Source organism: Mycolicibacterium llatzerense (genome assembly GCF_025331195.1).
Classification (GTDB): Bacteria; Actinomycetota; Actinomycetes; order Mycobacteriales; family Mycobacteriaceae; genus Mycobacterium; species Mycobacterium llatzerense.
The window spans coordinates 793,797-818,795 of the sequence record NZ_LXOV01000012.1 but is presented as its reverse complement, the minus strand read 5'-3'; the positions used below and the strand labels follow the sequence as shown (position 1 = coordinate 818,795).

18 protein-coding genes and 1 pseudogene are annotated in these 24,999 nt (G+C 61.4%); 12 read left to right on the top strand and 7 right to left on the bottom strand.

Going from position 1 to position 24,999, the window contains the following annotated elements:
* Positions 1-10: 10 nt before the first annotated feature.
* The 7 genes and pseudogenes from A7G45_RS18825 to A7G45_RS18795 form a co-directional block, all read right to left on the bottom strand.
* A complete protein-coding gene (locus A7G45_RS18825; protein ID WP_260932168.1) occupies positions 11-904 on the bottom strand; it encodes an IS3 family transposase in 894 nt (297 codons plus the stop codon).
* A complete protein-coding gene (locus A7G45_RS18820; RefSeq protein WP_260932170.1) occupies positions 901-1,218 on the bottom strand; it encodes a transposase in 318 nt (105 codons plus the stop codon). The genes A7G45_RS18825 and A7G45_RS18820 overlap by 4 nt, the downstream gene beginning before the upstream one ends.
* A 36-nt stretch (positions 1,219-1,254) precedes the next feature.
* Positions 1,255-1,662 carry a hypothetical protein gene (locus A7G45_RS18815; RefSeq protein ID WP_260939352.1) on the bottom strand — a complete coding sequence of 136 codons (408 nt, stop codon included), beginning with the start codon at positions 1,660-1,662 and terminating at the stop codon, positions 1,255-1,257.
* A 160-nt stretch (positions 1,663-1,822) separates the two neighbouring features.
* Entirely contained in the window at positions 1,823-2,983 is a 1,161-nt protein-coding gene (gene mcrC, locus A7G45_RS18810; protein WP_260939350.1) for a 5-methylcytosine-specific restriction endonuclease system specificity protein McrC, read from the bottom strand.
* Positions 2,984-2,985: 2 nt separating this feature from the next.
* Positions 2,986-4,797, bottom strand: a complete 1,812-nt coding sequence (locus tag A7G45_RS18805) for an AAA family ATPase (RefSeq protein ID WP_260939349.1) — start codon at positions 4,795-4,797, stop codon at positions 2,986-2,988.
* The gene (locus A7G45_RS32550) at positions 4,794-5,900 is read right to left on the bottom strand and encodes a restriction endonuclease subunit S (protein WP_260939348.1); all 1,107 of its coding nucleotides are present in this window, start codon (positions 5,898-5,900) and stop codon (positions 4,794-4,796) included. Before A7G45_RS32550 ends, A7G45_RS18805 begins: the two co-directional genes overlap by 4 nt.
* Positions 5,897-6,799, bottom strand: a pseudogene (locus A7G45_RS18795) (HsdM family class I SAM-dependent methyltransferase); the annotation flags it as partial. The gene A7G45_RS32550 and the pseudogene A7G45_RS18795, both read right to left, overlap by 4 nt.
* A 115-nt stretch (positions 6,800-6,914) precedes the next feature.
* Between A7G45_RS18795 and A7G45_RS18790 the strand changes: the two are divergent.
* The 12 genes from A7G45_RS18790 to A7G45_RS18735 all read left to right on the top strand — a co-directional run bounded on the left by A7G45_RS18790 (position 6,915) and on the right by A7G45_RS18735 (position 24,433).
* Complete coding sequence (locus A7G45_RS18790; protein WP_260939347.1) at positions 6,915-7,670, top strand: 8-oxoguanine DNA glycosylase OGG fold protein; 756 nt, start codon at positions 6,915-6,917, stop codon at positions 7,668-7,670.
* A 7-nt stretch (positions 7,671-7,677) separates the two neighbouring features.
* Positions 7,678-9,072, top strand: a complete 1,395-nt coding sequence (locus A7G45_RS18785) for a tyrosine-type recombinase/integrase (protein ID WP_260939346.1) — start codon at positions 7,678-7,680, stop codon at positions 9,070-9,072.
* A complete protein-coding gene (locus A7G45_RS18780) occupies positions 9,069-10,880 on the top strand; it encodes a hypothetical protein (RefSeq protein WP_260939344.1) in 1,812 nt (603 codons plus the stop codon). The genes A7G45_RS18785 and A7G45_RS18780 overlap by 4 nt, the downstream gene beginning before the upstream one ends.
* Positions 10,877-12,943 (top strand): hypothetical protein, encoded by a 2,067-nt coding sequence (locus A7G45_RS18775; RefSeq protein ID WP_260939343.1) that lies wholly within the window; start codon positions 10,877-10,879, stop codon positions 12,941-12,943. Before A7G45_RS18780 ends, A7G45_RS18775 begins: the two co-directional genes overlap by 4 nt.
* Positions 12,940-13,356, top strand: a complete 417-nt coding sequence (locus tag A7G45_RS18770) for a hypothetical protein (protein WP_260939340.1) — start codon at positions 12,940-12,942, stop codon at positions 13,354-13,356. Before A7G45_RS18775 ends, A7G45_RS18770 begins: the two co-directional genes overlap by 4 nt.
* Before the next feature lie 217 nt (positions 13,357-13,573).
* Positions 13,574-13,768 carry a helix-turn-helix domain-containing protein gene (locus A7G45_RS18765; protein WP_260939338.1) on the top strand — a complete coding sequence of 65 codons (195 nt, stop codon included), beginning with the start codon at positions 13,574-13,576 and terminating at the stop codon, positions 13,766-13,768.
* Between the two features lie 208 nt (positions 13,769-13,976).
* On the top strand, positions 13,977-16,961 hold the full coding sequence (locus A7G45_RS18760; RefSeq protein WP_260939335.1) for a DUF499 family protein: 2,985 nt from the start codon (positions 13,977-13,979) through the stop codon (positions 16,959-16,961).
* Positions 16,958-17,368: a DUF7680 family protein gene (locus A7G45_RS18755; protein ID WP_260939332.1), complete on the top strand. Its 411-nt coding sequence runs from the start codon at positions 16,958-16,960 to the stop codon at positions 17,366-17,368. Before A7G45_RS18760 ends, A7G45_RS18755 begins: the two co-directional genes overlap by 4 nt.
* Positions 17,365-20,361 (top strand): DUF1156 domain-containing protein, encoded by a 2,997-nt coding sequence (locus tag A7G45_RS18750; protein ID WP_260939329.1) that lies wholly within the window; start codon positions 17,365-17,367, stop codon positions 20,359-20,361. The genes A7G45_RS18755 and A7G45_RS18750 overlap by 4 nt, the downstream gene beginning before the upstream one ends.
* Entirely contained in the window at positions 20,358-23,189 is a 2,832-nt protein-coding gene (locus A7G45_RS18745) for a DEAD/DEAH box helicase (RefSeq protein WP_260939327.1), read from the top strand. The genes A7G45_RS18750 and A7G45_RS18745 overlap by 4 nt, the downstream gene beginning before the upstream one ends.
* 36 nt (positions 23,190-23,225) lie before the next feature.
* Positions 23,226-23,543 (top strand): transposase, encoded by a 318-nt coding sequence (locus tag A7G45_RS18740; RefSeq protein WP_260932170.1) that lies wholly within the window; start codon positions 23,226-23,228, stop codon positions 23,541-23,543.
* Positions 23,540-24,433, top strand: coding sequence for an IS3 family transposase (locus A7G45_RS18735; RefSeq protein WP_260932168.1), 894 nt, complete (start codon positions 23,540-23,542; stop codon positions 24,431-24,433). Before A7G45_RS18740 ends, A7G45_RS18735 begins: the two co-directional genes overlap by 4 nt.
* The last annotated feature ends 566 nt before the right edge of the window (positions 24,434-24,999 follow it).

The following is a 24,999-nucleotide window of genomic DNA, read 5'->3' as shown; positions in this document are numbered from 1 at the left end:
GTGGACACGGTTAGCTTGATTGCTGATTGATCCGTGCGGTGATCTCGAAGTCGATAGGTGAGATCATTCCCAGTGAACTATGCCGCCTGTCATGGTTGTAGTAGCGAAGGTAATTGTCAAGTCCCGCAGCAAGATTCGCATACGTTGTGAAGGCATGCCGCTTGTAGTACTCGTGCTTGACCGTCGACCACAGTGATTCGGACCCGGCGTTGTCCCAACATATGCCGGTGGCCCCCATAGAGCGGCGCAGGCCGTGATCGGAGCAGACTGTGGCCAAGTCGTGACTGGTGTATTGACTGCCCCGGTCCGAGTGCAAGATGGTGCCGGCCACCGACCCGCCGCGGGTGAACACCGCCGCGTCCACCGCCTGCTCGACGAGCTCAGTGCGCATGTGGTCAGCCACCGACCAGCCCAGCACCCGTCGCGAGTGCTCGTCGCGGATCGCGCACAGGTAGGCATCGCCTTCACCGCAGGTCAGATAGGTGATGTCGGAGGTCCATACCGCATCGAGGCGGCCTTGATCGAAGACCCGGCCCACCCGGTCGGGTGGGAAAGACGCCGCCGGGTCGACGACTGTGGTTTTGACCTTGAAGGTGCGCGGGCTGATGCCTTCGATGCCCATCTCGGCCATGATCGCCGCGACGGTGTTGACCGACACCGAGACCCCAGCGGCGTGCAGGTCGGCGGTGATCCGTGGTGAACCGTAAGTGCGTCGGGATTCTTGCCAGTGGGCCAGGATCTTGACCTCGAGATCGCGGCGCCACTGCTGCCGCGGCGTGGGTTCGGTGCGTCGCTGCCGTGCTTCCCAGGCGTAATAGCCCGAGCGTGAGACGTCGAGGAGCTCGGTCAGTGTGGCGATGTCGTGGTCGGCGCACTCCGCGGCGATGAGCTCAAACCGACTCACCGATGTTGCTGTGCCGCAAAGTACGCCGATACTTTTTTCAAGAAGGCGATATCTCGGTCCTTCTCGGCCAGTTCCGCACGCAGCCGCACCAATTCGGCGCGTTCACGGGCCGTCAGATCGCCTTCTGGCGGCCCATGGCGGGCATCGCTGGCCACCCCGTCGCGGACCCTCTCCTGACGCACCCACTTGCCCAGCAGACTCTCGTGCAGGTTCAGTTCGCGGGCCACCTCCGAGACCGGCCGGCCCCTGTCAATCACCCGACGAGCAGCCTCCACCTTGAACTCCGGTGTGAACGACCGACGCGTCCGCGACATATCGACATCCTTCCAGCAGGACACCGTCCCGCTATCTCAGGTGTCCACTGAAACTGGGGAACCTCCCACCGCGTGGCCGATCGCTTGGGTGAGAAGTTTGCGTACATCGTCGTAGGTGGATTCCGACGGTTCTTGGGCGGGCTGAAGTTCGATGATGCTGCCCTGGACTTGCAACGTGCCATCGTCGGTTGGTGACGGGAATCGGGATTGGAGCCACAGGGTGCCGGTGTCCTCGGAGAGGATCGCCACTTCTCGGAAGCGGTGCTCTTCACGCACCGTGCGCGCGATGGTTCCGGATCCCATGACGGAACGCAGGTACTCGTCGTCGGGCACCGACCACAACCGGGACGAATCGGTCCAGGTGCGCACCAGCCCACCGGCGCACAGGCTCAACTGGGCGACAGTTCCGGTGTCACCGGGATTCAGGGGGAAGTCATCCGACATGCTGGCTCCTTCGATGTGGTTAACCGGCATGTATATCGGATAGGACCGACAGTTTGTACACCAAGCTCCCCAGCCCACTTGCGCCTGACTGAATGCCGGAGTCGACCCGCCAGATTGCCAACCACGCGTGGCCTGGCAGGCGACTAAGCCCGATAGCCAGTCAGTCGCCTACCCGCGCTTGCGTGACCACGGTCAGTTCATCGTCTCCACACGCAATCAGGCCCGACGCTGGGTGAGTAGTGGTTCCCGCCACGATGGATAGCAATCGGTCCCGGATCGCCGTCGCCGGCCCAGCCAGGTCGACGGTGACGAAACGGTAGCGGTGCCCACTGATCACCACGAACTCATCGAGTTCTCCGTTGACGACGGGATACAGCAGCACGCCCTCGGTCGTCGCGCTCAAGTCGTCCCGATCATGCTGGGACTGCACGTACGCATAGAGCTGGAACAGGTGATTACGTGAAAGTTTAGGTTTTCCATACTGATTCGGCTTGAGCGCATCGGCGAACTTCGTTTCGACGATGACACGCCTGTCCGGCAGTTCCAGGATGGTGTCGGTGCGCATCACGGGCAGGATCGCCATTGCGCCGGGGGAGCGCTCCTCTAGCGGCCAGCTGTGCTTGGTTTCGCCAGCATGAACCCGCCAGGGCGGTCGCAGCGTCGCCCGATAGAATCCGCGCACGGCGGCCTCGTACAGGCGGCGGATGTCCGCAACGTCCCGTCGGGGCGACATCCGGTGCGCGGCACCGGCTTCCTCGTTCGGGATGTTCATCCGCAGCAGAAGTCGGGCCGCGTTCACGGCATCGAGGTCGGCTATCTGATTGCGGCCCAAAGTGATTGCATCGGCATTCGTTTGGCTTACCCGCGTTGGAGTGACTCCTTGTAGCCTCAGCATGCCGGCCAACTGACGGCAACGATGAGCGCGATCGCCGTCCTGCGCGATGGTTCCGGCGGTGATCAGGCCGGCGCAGATCAGCCGGTTGGTGGGGTTGTCGACGACAAGTTCGTCATAGCGGCACGCCACCTGGCCCCGCGAAAGCAGCTGCGCCGATTCGGTTTTGATGACGTCGATCCTGCCGCGTACCCGAGTGAGCGGCTGGCTGCGTGTCACGTACGCCCGGCTGAGGCTGCGCTGCAGGCGACGTTCGACGGCACGAGCGAGGACCTCGGCAACCAGGTCGGGGAGTTCGTCTGGTCGGTCCTCGGCGCCGGCGCCGCGAATATCGGGGTTGTCGGCGTACAGTTCGGACGCGTACAGCATCAGCAGCCACAGGTTGCGGACCGGTATCTCGGTCTTGCCGCTGATGATGACGCCAGTCATGGTCAATTACCAAGCAGGCGGTCGGTCTCCCGATCGACTCGGTCAGGCTCATCGAACCAGTATTCGGCCAGCAACGGCCGGATCTCGCGTCGTACTACCTGACGCAGCCAGTCCTGCGAATTGGTGATCTTGCGCGACGTTGGCGGCGTGAAGAAGCTATGGCCGATTTGATACTGGTCGCCCAGGGACCGGTCGGCGGCGATAGCTTGGTTCACCTCGCCGATGCGGAGGGCGACGGTATCAAGCTCAGCCTCGGGTATTCCGCTATGGGTGGAAACCCATTGTCGCCATGCAGTATTGAACATCGGCTGCAGGTTGGCGAACGCGAATCGGCGGCGCAGGGCGAAGTCGACGATTGCGAGCGACCGGTCGGCTAGGTTCATGGTGCCGATGATGAACAGGTTCGGCGGCAGGTAGAGCGGTTCCTCGCCGTCCTTCCGATAGGTCAGGTTGATGGCTTCGGACGGCACCCGCTTTTCGCCCTCTAGCAGCGTGAGCAGTTCGCCGAAAATTTGAGCGAGGTTGCCGCGGTTGATCTCCTCGATGACCACAACGTAGTTGTGTCCGGGGTCGGCGAGGGCCTGCTCGACAATCTGCAGGAAGACCCCGTCGGCCAGTACCAGCTTGCCGTCGGCGCTGGGCCGCCAGCCGCGCACGAAATCCTCGTACGATGTCGACGGGTGAAATTGGATGGCGTGCAGGTATTCTCGGCTCTTCTCACCGATGAGCGCGTAGCCGAGGCGTTTTGCTAGCCAGGTCTTGCCGGTTCCGGGTGGGCCTTGCAAGATCAGATTCTTCTTGGACTTCAGCGCTGCCAAGTACCCGGTCAAGGTATCGGCTGAGATGAAGCAGCCATCGGCGATGATGTCGTTGACGGTGTACGTCTCCACATCGGACGTGAGGTCCTCGTCGTCCGATTCATCGTCAAACGGTAGTGGGGTCCCAGCGATCTCATCGCCGAATCGTTCACGCCAGAATGGTGCGTTGCGGAATTGATCAATGTCCTGATCTGTTCCTTTGAAGGCGAACTCGATCAAGGCGTCGGTGCGCCAATCGCCGCCAATGACCTTCCAGACGGTCGCGCGACTCGTGTAGAAGTACCACTCGCGGATTGCCTGCAGCGGATCCCAATTGACGTCGACTGTCTGCCCGTCGCCGTGATTGCGGGCGATCGTGCCGGTGGCCTTGATGCCGAGTACCGAGACGGGATTGCCGTGGTTGTCGAACGGGAGGTCGTCCGCGCGACTGCGGACGTAGGCAGCTTTGATCGCGATGCGCTCGCCAGGCTGCATCGCGTTGACCTCATCGATATATTTGTTCGCGTAGCCGTTGCGCCAAATGCCCTGTGCAATGAAGGACTCTGACTGATCGCCGGCGTCATCGCCGTCGGTGTAGAAGGCACCGACGAACCAATGTGGCGGGACTTCGTCCACGACCTCAGTAGTGGCTGTGCTGCGGCGTGGCTTCGGTTGGTAGTCCCGGTAGGCGGGGATGCCCTCCAACGTTTCCTCGGTGATGTTGACGGGGTGATCTGTGAGCAATTGTTGGCCTGTTTCAGTGATCGTCGAATAACCGCTTCGGGCCTTGGTGATGGCTTGCGCCCGAGTGAGTGCCGACAGTGCCCAGCCCATTCGGTTTCGAGCACGTAGCTGTCCCGAGCTGAGCGTCTCAGCGCGCTGGTCGGCTGTGAGCTGCATCCGGTCGGCGACGGCATCGAAAAGGTCGGCTGTGCGCCAGGTTTTGCCGTCGGCGAGGACTGCAAGAGTTGGCCGGACAAATGCCGGCCAGCGGCCGATTGGGGATGGCTCCGTCATAGCTCACCTCGGAAGATGCGGGATTGGAGCGAAGCGAATGCGCTATCGGCAAGCTGTAATTGCCTCTCTGACAGGCTCATGCTCGTCCGAACCGCCTGCAACTTCGCGGCGAACTGTTGCTGTTGTGCGAGTGACGGCAACGGAATCGGGGCTTCCTTTAGGTCGCCGAGGTTGATGCCTTGTACGGCTGCACCCTTAGTGCGGCGTGCCATCCAATGCTGAAGGCTGGGCATTTCCATCGCCGCGCGGACGTATGTCGCAGATGCGGGTTCAGTAATCGCGAGCCGCGCCGAATCCTGCGTGATGTTCGCGCCGGCCAGGGACTCGGGAATGAAAGCAAACCGGCCGACGTGGCCTCGGATGGACATCAACAAATCTCCGGTTTGCAGACGTGATCGCTTGTACTGATTACTGATCTCATGCGAGGTCCTGCGTACGGATTCCTCCTCTATGCCACCGTTTTTCATGTCTGCGACGCGGATGTAAGGGACCCCGCCATCGACTTCAGGTCCCGGCTTAAGAATGCCATAGGTGATTGGTCGGGCCGGGTCTATCCACTCTTGAAGAAGCCTGACGGGGAGACCGGGTTGGTTGGCGACAGGGTCGCCAAATGCGTCATTGAAAAGCGATTTCGCCAGTTTGTCGAACTTAGCCAGGCAATTCCGGCGGGTCGACCGCAATCGGTCGGCATGATCGAGTATTGCGGCGACGCGGTGTTGTTCCGCGAACGGCGGCAACGGGACGTGTAGTTCGTGAATCACGTTGCGATTCAGAGTTGGAACACCGGTGCCGGTGCTGAATCGTTCGAGCCTCAGTTCGCGAAGTAGCCAATATACGTACTTTGGATGGTTGCCGTGAAAGTCACGGACGTAGAGTGACGTGTTGAGCGGCCAGAAGTCGCCTTCTACATAATGAACCTTGCCGATACTTCCACTGCGCCCCGTTACGACGCCCGGTCCGCCAACTTGCGCGGTTTCGTGAAAGCCGACCGGTCCGTTCGCAGCGAAGATTGGGATGTTGCCCGGCAGACGGTCTTGGACCGGAAGGTCGAAACCTCTTTGCAGCGTTGCGACATCGCCGAGCGCCGCTGTTGGCCACGTCACGACAGCATCGCCTTCAACTCCGCCAGCCCTGAGGCAATTTCGCCTTCCATCTTCTCGATCTCCGCGATGATCTCCAGCGGCGGTCGGTGCTCGACCTCGTCGTGCACGATCTCCTTGTATCGGTTCAGTGACAGGTCATAACCTTGCGCCACGATATCGGCGACCGGCACGCAGAACGACTGCTCGGCCCGCGCTCGCTCCAACTCAGACGTCGACCGTAAACCCCACCGTGACAGCGCGTCCGGAAGGTCATTGGCTTCAATCGGAGTCCGCTTGTCATCCAGCGAGAACCCGTCGGCGCCAACGTCGTAGAACCACACATGATCAGTACCACCGGAGTTGGTCTTGGTGAACAGCAGAATTGCCGTCGACACCCCGGCGTACGGCTTGAACACACCGGACGGCAGTTTCACGATGCCGTCGAGCTTCTGGTCCTCGACCAACGTCCGCCGAAGTTCCTTGTGCGCCTTCGACGAACCGAAGAGAACACCGTCGGGCACGATCACCGCCGCACGGCCGCCGGGCTTCAGCAGCTTCAAAAACAGTGCCACAAACAGCAACTCGGTCTTCTTGGTCTTGACCACCCGCTGCAGGTCCTTGGACGTGGCCTCGTAGTCCAGCGAGCCGGCGAACGGGGGATTTGCCAGGATCAGGGTGTACTTCTCGGCGTCCTCTGACGCCCCCTCGGACAGCGAGTCTCGGTAGCGGATGTCAGGAGCCTCGATGCCGTGCATCAGCATGTTCATCGAACCGATGCGCAGCATGGTCGAGTCAAAGTCGTAACCGTGAAACATGCTGTTGTGAAAGTGCTTCCGCTGCGCTGCATCGGTCAGTACTGATTCGTGCGTGTCGCGCACATACTCTGATGCGGACACCAGGAAGCCGGCGGTACCGCACGCCGTTATGCGCTCTCTCCGGGCGTGTCTCACTTTCCTTCGTTCCTGGCACGGTTACGGTGGGCCACCGGCTCGGCCGATCAGCTCGGACAGCCGGCGGGAAGGGCGGTTCTGCTGGATGTGGCAGGAGTCCGAGGACGCCATCGGCGACCTACTGGCGTCAGTGGTACTCGGCCGCGCGGATCAGATCGATGATCCCGTGAAAGTGAGCAGCTGGTGGGCCAACCGCGGGGTCACCATCGCATCGGCTGAGCTCAACCGCGACGGGCTGTTCAGACTTGCAGATGAATGCAGGCAGTCATCCGATCGGGATTGGGTGTCATTCCTGTGGCATGTTCTGGCGTGGGGTGTGATGGGTGACTATCGCAACGCGCCGACGATCGTGAACAGCGCGATGGGGGACGCCAAGCATGCCGAGCTCAACAACGCCCTCGCTGCTGCCGCCGACGCCAGCTACCGCGGCGACATCCGTTCGGCCTATTCCTTACTCCGCGGGAAGGTTCCGCGTCTCGGGCCAGCGTTCTTCTCGAAGTTCCTGTACTTCGTCGCCGACCGCGACTCTGCGCAGGCGCGCTGCCTGATCCTGGACTCACGGGTGAGTGCAGCTGCCTTTACCCTGGCCGGCCTGGAGTATTTCGAGGAGAGAGCTTCGACGTACGACCGGTTCTGCCGCGACGTGCACCGATGGTCGGAACGATTCGAGGTCTCCGCCGACGTCATCGAGTTCCGTCTGTACCAGTTCGGACGACTCATCGATTCGCGGCGCTGGAAGTGGCTGCATGCCGAAGTGAGCCTGTATCGAGAGGGTTACAAGGCCGTCGACTTTGAGACGATCGCGGAGCGCCGCGCCCAGCTCGCCGGATGGAAGGAGTGACGGCGCCGTGCACGTTTACTTCGCGAACTGGGTTCTCGCACATGACATCGACAGCGATCTTCTTCCCAGCGACTCTCCTCGGCTGATCCAGGACGGCACTCCGATCATTTTGGATGACTTCATGCGTCCGATGGAGCCGTGGTGCACGTTTCTGCGGCTCTACTGCGCCAACTTGAGCGCAAACAGTGTCAAGGCTTACGCCCGCGACACGCTGGCCTTCGCGCGGTTCCTCGACGCTAGGCAGACCGGCGTGACGGAAGTCGCTGAGTCAGACCTGGTGGCCTACCGCGCACAACAACTTGCAGCGGGACTGTCATGGCGCTCGTGGGCACGCCATCTCGTCGTTATCCGTGCGCTGTTCACTTATCTCTATGAGACCGGCCAACGTGACACGGTGCCATGGATCCAGGTGGGCAGCCGTTCGGTGGTCTCACCACGGATCCCAAAGACCGAACTGGACGTCCGAGCACTATCGCACGCGCAATGGATCACTGTGCGAGACATCGGATTCGGGGGCCAGCTGCCAAACGGCGAGATGGATTGTTCCTACCGGGGCCGTTCGACGGTCCGAAACGTGTGCGCGGTCGAGCTGGCCTTGACGACCGGAATGCGTCTCAGCGAGTGGTCTACCCTGCTGGACTGCGAAATCGCGCACGACCTTCATGGCGTCTCGATTGCGCTGCAGGCGTGTGCGAAGAACGAGCGGTCACGTCGCGTGTACATTCCGGCATCTACGATCGCATCGATCAACCTCTACCGGAACACCGAACGCGTGGCGCTCGTTCGGAAGTCTCAGGCATCACTGCGGAGCAAACTCGCATCGTTGGCGGTGGTAACCGAGATCGATCATTCAGCAGGAAAACTGCTGTATCGGATGGGAAGTGAAAACAAGCGCACTCCAATCGCAGCAATTCCGATCGAGCTACGTCGTCGACTTGTCCGGATCGATGACTCCGGCCTCATCGAACCGCTCTCCCTCTTCGTCGGCAAGGGCGGCAAACCACCGACACAGCGACGATGGCACCAATACTTCACCGAGGCGAACGAACGACTCGCAAGGCTTGGAGAATTAGCACCCGTCATGGGGCGGGCCGTCACACCTCACGATCTGCGACACACCTTTGCGATCGTCATGCTGCGCAGCCTGCAGCAGCGGGCCGCGAATCTGGAGCGATCATGTCCCACCAATGGGTTCGGCACCATCAGCGAGCACATCATTCACAACCCGCTGCTGACCCTGCAACGCCTCCTTGGCCACGCCAGTCCATCGACGACGATGGTGTACCTCCGATACGTCGATGAATCGGATGATCTGATACAGCGCGCATTTGAGTCCTGGGGCGATGAAACGAAGACCTACGCCGACTATGCCCTCGAAGCGTTGGAGACACGAACGCCATGACGATCGATCCTCTCCACCCTCGCATCTTGCAATTTGCCCCCGGCGCTGCCCTCAAAGCCTCCTACATCGACCCAGGAAAGTACGTCGCATCGCGACTGGTAGCCGATCTGGCCGACTCCTGGATGGCGGGCGCCGAGGCTAACGCCCTCACGCCAGCGACCGCGGCACGCCAATCCGTCGTCATTCGACGACTGGGTGAGTTTCTCACCGAAGATGCAGACCGGTTCCTGACCTTGAATGGCGACGGTACGGAAGTCGCTCGCCGCCTTCATGACTGGGAGTCAGCAGCAGTCAACCAGTTCCCACCGCCCAGTGTTCATGCCAAAAAGCTAGGAACCGCATTGCGCCTCCACGTCGCCCGACACCTCCGCATGCACGATCGCGAGGGCGGGGTGCTCGACGACTGGGCGAAAAGCAGCGTGCTCGACGGCAGACCGTATGAATGCCTTCCCCTCGATGAGTTCAACAACAGTGAGCGACTCGAACTCGAGCGGACCTGCCGAGATCTCGTTCGCGCCACAGAGGACAGACTTCGGCGTGGCGCCGAGCTGCTGGAGGTGGGACGCGACCCGCGCAGCGGGGGTTGGGACCAGGTCGAGAATGTCCTGTGGGCGCTTCGCTACTTGGCGTATGACCCTTCATTTCGGCAGCACCTTGCCGGCGATCAGCGGCAGCTAGATTCCCGCGCAGTCGACCTCATGTCCGGTGTCATCCGCCGGCGTGTCAATGCTCCGCCGATCCCTGCGGCGGTGGGAGCCTTCTTGGTTCCGTCCGACGAGTACTTACTCGCGATCCGGATACTGCTGCACCTTCAAACAGGATGGGCGCCGGAAGAAAGCGCCCAGCTAAGACGCGACGACATCGAGTTTTCGGGAGACGCGGTCCGGGTGCGCGCCCGCAAGCTACGTGCTCAGCGAGTGCGCTGGCACACCCTCGATTCACCGCACCAGCCACCCTGGGGATGGAAGGCCGGCGACCTGCTGCGGCGCGCATCCTTCGCCATGAAGCACGCACACGCGCTGACTCCCGCCGAGGCGACCTTCTGGGTGGTACCTGTTCAGAATTCACGGAACCGCCAGCCGAATGAGTACCCCTCGTTCCAATTGCGTCCCGAATACTTCATGCAGGACTGTTCATTGCGCACACTCGTAGAGAAGTACGCCCTGTCGATCAGCAAGCCCTATGACATGCGCCGTCTCCGCAAGACGGTCAAGAGTGCTCGGGCAGTTCTGATCGGCACCCTCAACGGCGCCGCAGGCGACGACCACTCCATCGAAGTTTTCCGCAACCACTACGCCCAAACCACAACAGTCCATACGATCGCTGCACAAACCGTGCTTCGAGCACAGCAGAAGGTGCTGGACCGCGCCCGCAAGGGCCCGACGTTCGTCGACGTGGCTGCAAAAGCGCTAGTGGTGAACGGCGCCGATCCGGAGCTCGCCGTCATCGCGAACACTGTTGCCGCGGAATCACCCTTGGACCAACAGCTATCCATCACCGGCTGTCGCGACCCCTACCACGGGCCCGCCGACCTACCGGGAACTCTTTGCCACGCATCACCCTCAATGTGCCTTCAATGCCGCAACGCCGTGATCTTCCGCGACCACCTACCAAGGTTGGTGGCATACCGAACCACTCTGACGGAGATCGAAAAGACGATGGCGCCAATTTCTTTCGCCGAGACGTATGGCGAGCAGATGGTGAATGTCGACGCGGTTCTCGCACGGTTCTCGGACGACGAGATAGAGCGTGCACGAGCGCTGCAACTCCACGTGCACAGGCCGTTTGGCCAACGGGCTGAACAATGACCAGCCAAGTCAATCCGACGACGCGGCCATGGATGCCCCCGTTCGACCTATCCGAGTACGTGCTCCCGGAGGAGCGGCGCATCGCGGCGGGTCCCCGTGCGCGGTTCGGCGACATGCCTCGATGGGACCTGAGCGCGGGCGGTCTTGCGCCCAACCTCAATGCCGCACAAGCACATCTGCGGTTTGATGACCTGCCGGCCAGTTGGGTTTCGATGGCGAAAACCCTGGCGATGGCCATGCTCAACCCCACGCATCCGATCGTGAGAAGCGCGGGAGTCTTCCGTTCGAACCAACCGTACAAGATGAAGTCGATCAATCACGCCCTATCAGAGCTTCGCTACCTCGCCCGTTGGGCAACAGAAGCTGATCACGCGACGGACCTGTCGCAATGGAGCGACGAGGTCCTGAACAACTACCTGGAGAACGTCCAAGCGACTCGCGCCGTCTCCGCGAGCCGTTCAGCCACGGATCTTCTGCGGCATCTGGTCGGGTTCGGTGCGCTCATGGAGGGCGGCGGCCTGCGCCTACAGATCGGCTCATCGGAAGGCACCGGCACTGCCGGGGCCATCAAGACTCCCGTAATCCCCCCGGACACTTTCTGGCCACTGGTTCGCGCATGCTGGGCCTACGTCGACGTCTTCGCGCCAGACATCATCGCTGCCCGCGACGAACTCGAATCACTCGACAGTGCACCGATCGCGGCAACACGGCCGAGCACCGCGTCAGTAAACGCGGCGATCGATTCGTGGCTGTCCTCTCCCGACGCGTTCATTCCAGTGCATCCGTATTCCGCCGGTCGCGGCCGCGCCGGCGAGATCAATCTGGATGGCCTGGCGTTCGTCACGTCGCCGCGGATCCGTGAAGCGAACTTCTACGGCCCCCACGGCGCGATGAGGAGACAGAAGCTTCGTGACGCGGTCGACCGGGGCGTGCCGACCCGGTTCGGGTTCACGATGACGACGCCGTCCCTGGTGGAACGGTTGGACGGGACACGCGGCCCTTGGCAGCTCGGCTTCGACCGCTTCGTCGTCAGGAAGGAACTCACGCAACTCCGCAACGCGGCCTACATTTTCGTCACCATCATGACCATGATGCGTGACAGCGAGGTCCAGGGAATCGCGGCAGGTTCAATCCGCCATAGCTATGGGGCACCCGCGGTTGAGAGCACGCTTCACAAAGGGCAGTCCGCACGCGGAAGCCGTCAACGTTGGTGGATCAGCCCGCCAGTCGTTCGGGCTCTCGAAATGGCCGAACAGATCACCCGCCATCCCGGCAGGCTCTTCGGAAGCATGTACGGAGGAACCCAACGAAACCTCACTGGTTTCGACCAGTACGAACAGATCAGATCGTTCGTCGCGTGGGTCAACGCAACGTCCGCACAGACGGGCCTCGCGCCGATACCCGAAACGCCGCTGGCGCCGCACATGTTTCGCCGCACAATGGCGGTTATCACGGCGAACGAACCCGATGGCGAAATCGCTCTCGGAATTACACTCAAGCACAACGCCACTCGCGCGCTTGCGAACGCCACCACCTCCGGATACGGAGCGCCCACCCCGGAATGGGCCCAGGAATTCGAGCATCACGTACAAGACGCCACCGCTGGCCAACTCGTTGCGGAATGGGCCAGCCACTCGCAAGGCGTGCGGACCGCGCGGGGACCCGGAGCGGCCGTTTTCACCCACGGCCTCGACCACGTCACCAACCAGGCAGGCACCAGCGTCGCCATCGGAAACGAACGCATGCTCCGCGACCTTTTGCGAGACGAATTCGCCACGATCCGGCTGGGCACCCTCAATCATTGCCTCGGCGACCCCGCGAAGGCGCTCTGCCTCGAAAGCGCCTCGGCAGCAGTCAAAGCCGGTGGCCCGATCCCCAGCATGTGCCAACCCTCGACCTGCCGAAATTCCGTGATCACGGACAAACACCTGCCGCTATGGCAACACGAGGAAACCGACCTCCGAGCCAAACTCAAAGATAAGTCCATGGCCGAAATCCATAGGCAGCGGCTCCAATCCCAACTCGACGATATCCGCCGCATCACCACGCAGGAGCCCAAGTGACAGCCCCGATCACCCCAGCAACAGAGTTGAATCTTCGCAACGCGATGGAGCGGCTGCTCTCAGGACAGCCAACCCGGACCGACGGGCGGCTCACGAAGGCCAACCTCCACATTGAGGCCGGCGTCAGTCGCGCAACGATGAACCGCGCCGCTGCGGTGATGAAGGACTGGGATGCTGCAGTCAAAACGGACGCCACACCACGGTCGCGGCGGGTGGCAGAGCTAGAGGCGACGGTGACCCAACTGAAGACGACCATCGCGAGACTCCGGCAATCGAATACCGAACTCGAACGCAACAATCAGGCCGCGGCAACGGTCATCGCAGAGCTGTCTACCCAGTTGACTGCATGCCGCCGCGACGAACAAGGGACGCTGGTCCTGCTACCTCGGCGCAAGGGCCACATTCCTAGATGACGAGCACGATGCCACACCTGTCGCCTGAAGTCCTCGCTTGCTGCGCGTTTGACGTACGTGGCACAGGGCCCCCTCCGCCGGTGGCTGGCCGCCGGCACTGTGAAACCAGACAAGAACGGGCCTTACCCCCGTTGAGCGGTCTAAAGTCGGTCTAAAGCGGTCTCCTTGCCGGTAGGCTCAGCTCGTCGGCCAACCGCGTCGACGGTTGGAGGTCGCCATGCCTGATCCATGGCTGTCCGCAGACGGCATCGCTACCCACCTTGGCGTCACCAAAGACACCGTGTATGCGTGGATCGCTGAGAAGGGGATGCCTGCGCACAAAGTAGGGCGCTTGTGGAAGTTCCAATCCGCAGAAGTGGACGATTGGGTACGTCGCGAAGGCCATCGGGCCGACGACACGGCCAGGGACTGAACGTGCAAATCATCGACAACCTCAAAAACCTCAACAACCTCCTGGGCGTCGATCCGAAGGCCGAGTACGCCCAGGGGCGAGGCTGCGAATGGCGGCGTCGACACTCTCAATCTTCGAGTTCGAGGCATTACGCAGGGAGTTGGAACGGCCGAGGAACTGTCGGATCGAATGACTACGGTTACATAGGGCAGATGGGGGCAGCGCAATCGTGAGCTTGTTTGACGACGTCAAACCTCGGCGTGATGTTTTGGATGGTGAACTGACCGAGGCAAGGTTCGCAGCCAGCCTAGAAGAGGTGATTTCGGGAAGCGCGCCCGACGCCTACGGGGATCCGAGCGCGTTCTTCGCCTCCACCTACCCATCCGGCGGGCTGAAGTCGTTGCTAAACGAGGCCATCGGGCGGGTGACCGGCGGGCGTCCCGACGCCGCCAGCGTGATCCGGCTAGAAACCAACCTTGGCGGCGGCAAGACACACAACCTCATCGCCCTTTATCACGCCGTCCGCGGTGGCCTGCGACCCGACCAGGCCGCGGAGTTGATGGATCCCAAACTGCTCCCAAAGACCCCGATCAAACAAGTTGGCGTCTTCGTTGGCACCAGCGCGGGGGCATCGAGCTTCCCGGCGATCGACGGCGTCGCGGCCAAGACGATCTGGGGCTACCTGGCACTGCAGCTGGGTGGAAAAGCCGGATACCAAATCGTGCGCGCCGACGACGAGGCTTTGACCGCGCCAGGTTCGGACGCGATTAAGCGCCTACTCGGCGACGAGCCATCCCTAATCCTCATCGACGAGATCGCCCGCTACTACGCCGTCGCGAAGGGTGTGGAAGTCGGTCAGACGACCCTGGCAGGGCAGACGACCGCGTTCCTAATGGCGTTGATGGAAGCTGTCGACGCCCTCCCGCACGCAGCACTGGTTATCACGACGACCGGGCTGACCGATGCATTCGGAGATAACACCGCCGACGTTCTCACGGCGATCGACGAAGCCCGCGAACTCATGGCGCGCAAGGAGCTCGTGCTGCGCCCGAGCGGGGAGGCGGACCTTCCGAAAATCCTCGCGCGGCGGCTTTTCGAGCCCATCCCGGCCGGGGTGGCCACTCGCGTCGCCAAGAACTACGCCGACGCCGCCGAAGCGGCCTTCAATAGCGGTCTGGACCTGCCAGAAGGGATGACCACAGCGGGGTGGGCCTCGGAGGTAACGAACACCTATCCGTTCCACCCAGCGTTCATCCGGGTCCTCGACAAGCGGTTGTCGACCATCCCCAATTTTCAGCGCACCCGTGGTGCGCTGCGGTTGCTCGCCCGGGTCGTGCGTGAGCTGTGGCATGAAAAGCCCGAAGGCGCCCAGCTGATCCATCTGCACCATGTCAACCTTGCTGACAAGGTGATCGCCGAGGAACTTTCCAGCCGGCTCGAACGCGCGGCCTACGAGCCCGTGATTCGCGCTGACATCGCCACTCAGGGCGGAGAACGGTCACACGCCGATGCGATCGACCAACACATGGGGAACCACTACGCCCGCCGCCTGGCAACCGGCATCTACCTCTACTCCCTGACCCGTGATGTCCCGGGCGTTCCCGCCTCTGAGCTCTACGGTGCGACGCTTTCACCTGGAGACGACCCGAACCTCATCCAGCGCTCGTTGGACGCCCTGGAGAGTGCGTGCTGGTACTTGCACGCCGACATCCGCGGGTTCCGATTCTCCACGGAAGCATCGCTGGTCAAACTGATCCAAGAGGCCGAGACCGAGATCAGCATCACCAAGGCGCGTACCGAAGCGACCAGCATCTTGGCTCAACGCTTCAAGGACGCCGCTCTGAAGGTCAAAAGAGCTTGGGAAGACGCCAAGGTCCCCGACAGCGACGAGGACGCCTGGCTGGTCATCGTGCATTGGGACGAATTCGGCGATCATCGTGGTGTCGACCCCCACACTGCCATTCCCGCCAAAGTCAAAGAACTGTGGGACCGCACCCCGTCGGGTGGTATCCGCGAGTACCGCAATCGGCTGGTCATTCTCGCCCCTTCGCTGGCTACCCACGAAGCTATGGTGCGCTCGGTGCGTACCCGGCTCGCCCTGGCCGCTCTGGAGGGCAATCCAGACGTGCTCGCGGCACTGACCCCCGACAAGCGGGAAGAACTCAAGAACAGGCGGAAGGAATCTGACCTGCTCGCACAAATCGCCGTCTGCAACCACATGAACGTTCTGTACGTGCCAACCGCCGGCGGTCTGGAGTCCATCGAACTTGACATTGTCACCCAGGCGTCCGCGCGACCCAACCAGACTGATGCCATCCTCGACCGTTTGGCCAGCATGGATAAAACCCTCACCGCCGGCTCCAAACCACTCGACCCTGGCTACGTGAAGACCAAACTTGGGGAACTGCTCCAAAAGCCCCAGCCGACAAAAGAACTGATCCGCGCTTTCGCTCGCCGCACCGACCTGAAAATGGTGCTCGACCGAGCACAGCTGGTCGCACTCGTCGGTGCTGGCGTCCGCAACGGTGTGTGGGAGTACCACGATCCTGAACGCGGAGACGAGGGATGGGCCACGAAAGACCACCCCAATACCGCTGTCCGCTTGGCCGAAGACACGTTCATCTACCCGCCGGGTTCGGCGCCACCCCCGAAGCAATTGGCGTGCCCGTTCTGCGGGGCCAGCCACCCAGGCACCACATGCGCGGGGGGCGGTGGTGGCGGTGGAACTACTCCACCGCCTCCGCCAGCGCCAGGCACGCTATTCACTGGGGCGGGATCGGCCGGCAAGGCATTCGCAGATGCCCGCGCCAGCGCCGCTGAGGCTAGCCGCCATGATTTGAACGAAATCAGCGTGACCATCGACCACGTCGGCCCAGGCGCAGGAACGGAGTTGACGAGACTGCACACCGTGGTGAATCCCGGCACACTCGGGGCAACACTTCACTACGACGTTGACGCCACCATCGCACTCAGTGATCCCAACGACTCCATCCAGATCCGGTTTCACGGTTCACCAACGGAGTACGCCCCCCTTCGCGAAGCTCTCAAGCAGCTCCTCGGGCCGCGGCAAGCAACCCTCAAAGCGTCGGTAACCGCACACTGGGAGGGCTCGATCCCGTTATCCGGGGAAGCTGTCAACGGCATCGCCCAGGCAGCGACTGACACTGGGCCGACGAAGTGCGCGATTGCTATAACCACAGAGGCGACGGCATGAGTCGTGCGGAGCACTACACATGTCTGGTAAGCCGTGACGAGGATGGCCGCATCCTCGCTGTTGAGATCGACGTCACCGACCTCGAAGGCGCCCAACGAGTGATCCGGGTCAACGGCTACCAGGCCGCTCACGTCGCAGCGCCACTGCAAGAGATATTCCGAGCGGCAGCACTGCGCGGCAGACAGTGGACTACGCCACGAGCATTCGAACTCTCCCCAACCCTGGGGGCCCATGCCGAACTGCTCCTACGCGCCGTCAAGCCCCTGCGTCGAGTCGACCGAGTCACAAGTATCGCAGGAGGAATCGCTGACATGAGCCGCGAAGAAGCCAATTACTGGCATGCCCAAAGCCAACGTCGACACGGCCTGAAGGCACTCCGCGTCTTGCTGGACGGAGCCAGCAAGTGACGCGCCCGCTCATCGAGCAGTGGCTTCCTGCTGCCGCTATTGGCGCTGAAAGTATGCGTGAGCGTGGCGCATCCAGCGCGCTACCGCCCATTAACTATCTCCACGTCTGGTGGGCCCGAAGGCCCCTTACCGCCAGCCGCGCGGCCGTACTCGCTTCGCTGCTGCCGGCATGGCCGAGCACACCAGAAGCGGAACAGGACGCCCAGGCCGCCAGACTTCTTACTGAACTCAAGAGCCGATTTCCCGGTGGCGAGAACGCATACCGCGCTTGGTACCTCAGAACCCTTGGCATTCTCGGTGACCCTGTAGCTGGCAGGGCAGCAATTAAGGCCGCGAACCTCGCCGGTATCAAACTTGAAGGAAACGGCTACGGCTATCCTCGCGCATTTACCGTTAACCCCAGCGAAGAAGACTCGAAGCTTGTTCACCAACTTGCATCGTTGCGGACCGGTGGAGCCGGAACTCCTGTCGTTCTCGACCCATTCAGTGGCGGGGGCTCAATCCCTTTCGAGGCCGCGCGCTACGGCTTTGAGACAATTTCGAACGAGCTGAATCCAGTTGCAACCGCTATTTTGAAGGGAACGGTCTCCCTTCCTGCGCAGCTCGGTCCGTCCTTTGCGAAAGTAATCGCGGACTGGGGCACGAAATGGGCCAGCAACGTCGAACAGCGACTCGATCGGTTTTTCCCACGTAATCCAACTGAGTCGATCATCGCTTACGTTTGGGCCCACACGGTTCCATGCCCAACCACTGGGCGCCCGACACCGCTGTCGCCAGATTTCTGGCTTGCCCACGGAAAAGCCGGACGTGAAGTGGCGGTCGCCCTTGAGGTTGACAGAGCCGCCGGGACTTACGAATTGCGAATCGTTGAGGGACGTGAAGCTGCCGAGTGGGGTGGTCGGTCAACCTATAAACGGGGTGGTGCCGAAAGTATCTGGACCGGTGAGACATTTTCCGGTGATTACATCCGGCAGAAGGGCGTGGAGCACCGGATCGGGCAGATGCTCTTGGCGGTCGTGATAAACCGGCGTGGAGTGTCTGGTCGTCAGTTCAGGGTCCCGTCAGACGACGATGTTGAGGCGGCCACTGCAGCTGAACGCGAGCTAGCGAAGCTTCGTCCAAATTGGGAGATTCAGGATCTGGTTCCCAACGAGCCGATCTTTGAGGGTAAAGAGACGAAACGTAGCGTCGACATGGGTCTGACCAGATGGTCCGACATGTTCGCACCTCGACAGTTACTTTCCAATGTCACCGCCCTCGATGAATTGCGGAAGATAGTCGGCGAAGCGCGTGCGGCACTCGGGGATGAACCTGCACGGTCGCTCGGCCTGTATCTTGCTCTCGGACTTGACAAGGCTTGCGACTACAATGGGATGCTCAGCAGCTGGCATTCATCGCGAACCACTGTTCGCAACACCTTTGATCGCCACGACTTCGCTTACAAGTGGTCGTTCGCGGAGTTTGATGCGGCCCATTCGCTGTTCCCTTGGGCAGTCTCGCAGGTCGTCGACGCGTATGAAGGCATCGCGAAACTTGCTTACCAGCCTGAGTTGCTTGGTACGGCGGAGCGCCGCGCAGAGGCACTCGTCCTCAGAGGTTCAGCTGCCCAACTGCCGCTCCCTGATGCATCGGTCGACGCTGTCGTCACTGATCCCCCTTACTACGACAATGTCATGTACGCCGAGTGTTCCGATTACTTCTATGTATGGCTGAAGCGTTCCCTCGGAGACACCTGGCCCGAGTTCACCGATCTGGTCATCACTGACAAGCAGGATGAAGCTGTCGCAAATCCAGCGTTGTTCAAAGACGTTGCTGCACCGGCCAAGCGAGGAAAGCGGAACGCAGCTGACGGAAAGACCGCAGCCGAACTCGCCGATGAACGCTATGAGCAGCTGCTGACGGCCTCCTTCCGGGAGGCACATCGGGTTCTTAAGCCAGCCGGTGTCCTGACAGTGATGTTCACGCACAAAAGGGTTGATGCGTGGGACACATTGGGTGCCGCACTGCTCGACGCCGGGTTTTCTATAGATGCGTCATGGCCTGTCCATACCGAAAGCGAGCACTCGCTGCATCAAGCCAAGAAGAATGCCGCGGCGTCGACAATATTTCTTGCTTGCCGTAAGCGGCTGCCTAGTGCGCCCGCTTATTGGGCTGACATCCGTTCCGCGGTGGAACGTGCAGCCGAGGAGGCAGCCGCCCGGTTCGCAACCGAAGGTATGACCGGTGTCGACTTGACGATCGCGACCTACGGGCCGGTGTTGTCGGTTCTCTCTGACAGTTGGCCGGTCTATACCGGAGAGTTGAGCGCTGAAGGACATCCTGAGGTCTTGCGTCCCGATGCGGCCCTTGACTTGGCGCGGGAACGGGTGGCAACTCTAAAGAAGCGTGGTCTACTCGGTGGCCGCGATGTCGAGTTCGATCGAGTGACAGACTGGTATCTGCTGGCGTGGAATGACTTTCGGGCTGCTGAGTTTCCCTTTGATGAGGCCCGGAAGCTCTGTATTGCTACCCATCTCGAGTTCGACGATCTCTCGCGTCGCGACAAGATCGTCAAAGCTACGAGCGGTTCGGTCACATTGCTGACGCCGGCCCAGCGTCGCACCGCTGGCGGGCTGGATCCCGATGCGTCGTCGTTCACCAATTGGATCGACCGGCTTCACGTTCTCATGCTGATCTATGACGAGGACGGCCTGCCCGCGGCACGGGCTTGGCTGGCTCGGACAGGGATGGGTGATGACTCTCGCTTCGCCGATCTCCTGCAAGCTGCACTGACCGCGATTCCTCGCGTGAAGGATAAGGGGCAGTTTGTGCGCCCCGAGGCCCGAATTCTAGACAGCCTTCGCACCGCCTTGTTCGACCAGATTCCGGTGCCTGCCGATGCGGCCGTCCCGCAAGCTCCGAAAGGCTTGTTCGAGATCGATGGCGAGCTCGGGTTCAGCCTTCCTGGTCAACTCGGCTACGAGGAAGAAGAGGCCGCAGAGGGCGCAGAGTGACCATCGAGCGTCGGGATGAGGCGACGACGGCTCCTCCGGGTTTGCGTGGAATCGACCTTCAACCGGGTTACGACTCCAGCGACAGAGTTCTGGAAATCTTTTACGTTCCAGCTCTCTCACGGGCGGTCTCCTATGACCGCTCGGTCGGGTACTTTCGGTCCTCCGCTCTGAGTGTGGCCGCCAGGGGACTCTCTCGTTTCATCAACGGCGGCGGCCAGTTGCGGCTTTTGTGCGGAGCGGAGATCACAGAGTCCGACCGTGATGCACTGCTCGGGCATAGTTCCCTCGAAGGCCCTTTTGCGCAGCGACTGGCCGAGCGCCTGCTCACTGACAACGAGGTTGAACAAAACCGTCTGCAAGTGCTCGCATGGCTCGCACAGCAGGGCCGCCTGGAGGTGCGCATAGCGATCGCTGTGGATGACAACGGCGATCCGATCACCGGCGGTATTCAAGACCCTTACTTCCACGAGAAGATCGGCATCCTGCGAGACAGCCAAGGTGACGGGGTTGCGTTCCAAGGCTCGATCAACGAGTCAGCTACAGCGTGGACGAAGAACTTCGAATCGTTCTCGGTATACAGCTCCTGGGGAGCAAGTTCGGGCTACTTCAGCTTCTGGGCCAATAAGTTCGATGAACACTGGGCTGGTCGGATATCCGGTTTCAGGGTGTATCCGCTACCGAAAGCGGCGCGGGACAAGCTGCTCAGTATCGCTCCTGACGAGCAGCCAGACACGCGAGATATTGAAGAGCCACCCACGATGGGAGTGGATACCGTCGTCGCAAGGTACTTGCGCGTCGCCCCCCGCTTGGTCGCGGCAGAGGGTCTGGCGGAAGCGACGATTGGCTTGGACTTGTTCCCCCATCAACGCCAAGTCGCCGAACGCCTGGCCGGTTTATATCCACGCTCGTGGCTACTAGCCGACGAGGTCGGCCTGGGAAAGACAATTAGCGCGGGCATTTCGTTACGGCGCCTCCTGCTCGAAGGACGGGTCCGTCGAGCTCTGATCCTGGCACCCGCGAACGTCTGTCGGCAGTGGCAAGACGAGCTCTTTGAAAAATTCGGCTTATGGGTTCCGCGACTGGACTCAAACAAGGTCTATGGGGCCCATCCGTCGGATGTTCACAGCGTCGGCGTCAACCCCTACGCTGAACACCCACTCCTGATTGCCTCGAGCCATCTCGCCCGCCGACCAGAGCACCAGCGACTTATTCTTGACGCTGGCACCTATGACCTTATCGTGGTTGACGAAGCGCACCACGCTAGACGAACCCACCTGGCGGAGAACCGATATCGCCCCGGTCGCATGCTGGAGTTACTCGATCAACTGACTGACCAGGGCGCTACCCGAGCGCTATGGCTGTTGACAGCCACGCCAATGCAGATGGACCCGGTCGAGCTCCGAGACTTGCTCGTACACATTGGACTTCAAGGGACGCTATCCGACCGCGATGCCTTTAACCGATTCTTCCGCGAGTTAGCTAAAGACGACGCAGCGCGCATCGCGTGGGACTGGCTCGACCAAGCCTTGCGCGAGACCGGCCACCTGCCGCGCACCGCCGCCGATCAGGCCCTGCTGGACAACATCAGAAGTTCTGTGGGAACCATCGCAACCGCAAGGATCGAGCGTTTCGGCACCGGACAACTCCCGGCGTCAGAAATCGTTAGTGGGCTCGATACCAAGGGAATTGATGCGCTCCGGACTTGGATTCGTAACCTCGGACCGGTTGGTCAGCTCGTCACGCGCCATAGCCGACGCACCCTCAAGATCTATCGCGAGCAGGGACTGTTGTCAGAGAAGCTCGCCGACCGCGAACCCTTGCCGGTCGTCATTCCGTTCGACGGCGACGAGCAGGATCTCTACGACCAGCTCGACGAACTCATTGATCGCCTCATGCTCGCGCACGGCACCACCAAGGGCGCAGGCTTCGTCCTGACTGTCTACCGACGGCGACTGACTTCATCGTGGGCGGCGATTCGTAAGACCTTGACTCGCCGTTTGGACCACGAAGAGCTGTTGCTTGATGACGACCTCTTAGACGAAGCGGACGATGAGGAAATCCCAACAACCACAACGGGAACGATCAACCAAGCACAAGCGCTTCCGCTAACCGCCGAAGAGATCAATGAAATTCGCGGCTACGTCGAGCGTATGAACTTCGTGACTGACTCCAAGTTCAATCGACTGCTCACGGATTTGAACGAGTCCCGCGACGTAGGTCGGTCCACCATCGTGTTCACGCAATTCGCGGACACCCTTGAAGATCTACGCGAACGGCTCAGCGGGGCATACCAGTACCAGATGGCAACATTTACCGGCGCTGGCGGGAGAATCTTCCGCGAACTCGATGGCTGGGTTGACATCTCCAAACGCGATCTCGTTGAAGAAGTCCGCGCTAGACGCATCACCGTCCTACTTGCCACCGACGCAGCCAGCGAGGGTCTAAACCTCCAAACCTGCAGTTATCTAATCAATTACGACATGCCCTGGAACCCAATGCGCGTCGAACAACGCATCGGTCGAATCGACCGACTCGGACAGCAAGCTTCGGTTGTAAAAATCCGAAGTTACTTCATCCCCAACACCGTGGAAGAAGCCGTATACCAAGCTCTCGCCGACCGTATCGACGTATTCAGCGGTCTGCTAGGAAGCCTGCAGCCCATCCTCGGCGCCGCAGAGCAAGCATTCCGCCGAATCTTTCAGGCACCGAGAAGCGAACGCCTCGCAGCGCAACAGCAAGAAGTCAAACAGCTGATTCACCGCCTGGACCACGGCGATAGCCACGGATTGGACACACTGGGAGGTTCCCCAGTTTCAGTGGACACCTGAGATAGCGGGACGGTGTCCTGCTGGAAGGATGTCGATATGTCGCGGACGCGTCGGTCGTTCACACCGGAGTTCAAGGTGGAGGCTGCTCGTCGGGTGATTGACAGGGGCCGGCCGGTCTCGGAGGTGGCCCGCGAACTGAACCTGCACGAGAGTCTGCTGGGCAAGTGGGTGCGTCAGGAGAGGGTCCGCGACGGGGTGGCCAGCGATGCCCGCCATGGGCCGCCAGAAGGCGATCTGACGGCCCGTGAACGCGCCGAATTGGTGCGGCTGCGTGCGGAACTGGCCGAGAAGGACCGAGATATCGCCTTCTTGAAAAAAGTATCGGCGTACTTTGCGGCACAGCAACATCGGTGAGTCGGTTTGAGCTCATCGCCGCGGAGTGCGCCGACCACGACATCGCCACACTGACCGAGCTCCTCGACGTCTCACGCTCGGGCTATTACGCCTGGGAAGCACGGCAGCGACGCACCGAACCCACGCCGCGGCAGCAGTGGCGCCGCGATCTCGAGGTCAAGATCCTGGCCCACTGGCAAGAATCCCGACGCACTTACGGTTCACCACGGATCACCGCCGACCTGCACGCCGCTGGGGTCTCGGTGTCGGTCAACACCGTCGCGGCGATCATGGCCGAGATGGGCATCGAAGGCATCAGCCCGCGCACCTTCAAGGTCAAAACCACAGTCGTCGACCCGGCGGCGTCTTTCCCACCCGACCGGGTGGGCCGGGTCTTCGATCAAGGCCGCCTCGATGCGGTATGGACCTCCGACATCACCTATCTGACCTGCGGTGAAGGCGATGCCTACCTGTGCGCGATCCGCGACGAGCACTCGCGACGGGTGCTGGGCTGGTCGGTGGCTGACCACATGCGCACTGAGCTCGTCGAGCAGGCGGTGGACGCGGCGGTGTTCACCCGCGGCGGGTCGGTGGCCGGCACCATCTTGCACTCGGACCGGGGCAGTCAATACACCAGTCACGACTTGGCCACAGTCTGCTCCGATCACGGCCTGCGCCGCTCTATGGGGGCCACCGGCATATGTTGGGACAACGCCGGGTCCGAATCACTGTGGTCGACGGTCAAGCACGAGTACTACAAGCGGCATGCCTTCACAACGTATGCGAATCTTGCTGCGGGACTTGACAATTACCTTCGCTACTACAACCATGACAGGCGGCATAGTTCACTGGGAATGATCTCACCTATCGACTTCGAGATCACCGCACGGATCAATCAGCAATCAAGCTAACCGTGTCCACTTTTTCAGGGGAACCCCACTGGCAGAAGACCCTCTGCCGCTGCCCGTCTACCCGCCATCGCCAGTCACGCACGCGGATCTGAGGGACGTACTGGTCGATCGGTTCGCCGCGGTCCTCGACGACGTAAACCGGCCTGTCACCTGGACGCCATCCCGCGCGTCTCGCGACCCCCAGTCATGGACTGCCTTGGCCACATACGGTCACCCGCGGCTCAACCCGGTCCTAGACAAACACGCCGGCGAACACCTACCCGACGACAGTGCACTTGTTCTCTCGCCAGGGAACGAGGGCCCCGTAGCAGCGGTTCGAGCGGATCGGACACCGCCAGCGTTAATCACTAGCCTTGCCGACGTCGATCAACTAGGCCCCCCAACAGCTCGTGGTGAAGCCGAAACACTGGCTGCATCAGTGGCTTCCGCGACCAGAGAGTACCGCCGCAGTTATGAGGAGCAACTGGCTGCACTACAACAGAGGCAATCTATCGATAACTTGCGTCAACGGTTCACTTCCTTAGTGCGCGAGACAATCGGCGTCGGCTGCGCGGCCTCGCGGCATG

Bases quoted from the DNA above. Each gene is read 5' to 3' on its own strand.
- A7G45_RS18820 (WP_260932170.1), bottom strand. From the start codon at position 1,218: ATGTCGCGGACGCGTCGGTCGTTCACACCGGAGTTCAAGGTGGAGGCT.
- A7G45_RS18815 (WP_260939352.1), bottom strand. From the start codon at position 1,662: ATGTCGGATGACTTCCCCCTGAATCCCGGTGACACCGGAACTGTCGCC.
- mcrC (WP_260939350.1), bottom strand. From the start codon at position 2,983: ATGACTGGCGTCATCATCAGCGGCAAGACCGAGATACCGGTCCGCAAC.
- A7G45_RS18805 (WP_260939349.1), bottom strand. From the start codon at position 4,797: ATGACGGAGCCATCCCCAATCGGCCGCTGGCCGGCATTTGTCCGGCCA.
- A7G45_RS18790 (WP_260939347.1), top strand. From the start codon at position 6,915: ATGTGGCAGGAGTCCGAGGACGCCATCGGCGACCTACTGGCGTCAGTG.
- A7G45_RS18780 (WP_260939344.1), top strand. From the start codon at position 9,069: ATGACGATCGATCCTCTCCACCCTCGCATCTTGCAATTTGCCCCCGGC.
- A7G45_RS18775 (WP_260939343.1), top strand. From the start codon at position 10,877: ATGACCAGCCAAGTCAATCCGACGACGCGGCCATGGATGCCCCCGTTC.
- A7G45_RS18765 (WP_260939338.1), top strand. From the start codon at position 13,574: ATGCCTGATCCATGGCTGTCCGCAGACGGCATCGCTACCCACCTTGGC.
- A7G45_RS18755 (WP_260939332.1), top strand. From the start codon at position 16,958: ATGAGTCGTGCGGAGCACTACACATGTCTGGTAAGCCGTGACGAGGAT.
- A7G45_RS18740 (WP_260932170.1), top strand. From the start codon at position 23,226: ATGTCGCGGACGCGTCGGTCGTTCACACCGGAGTTCAAGGTGGAGGCT.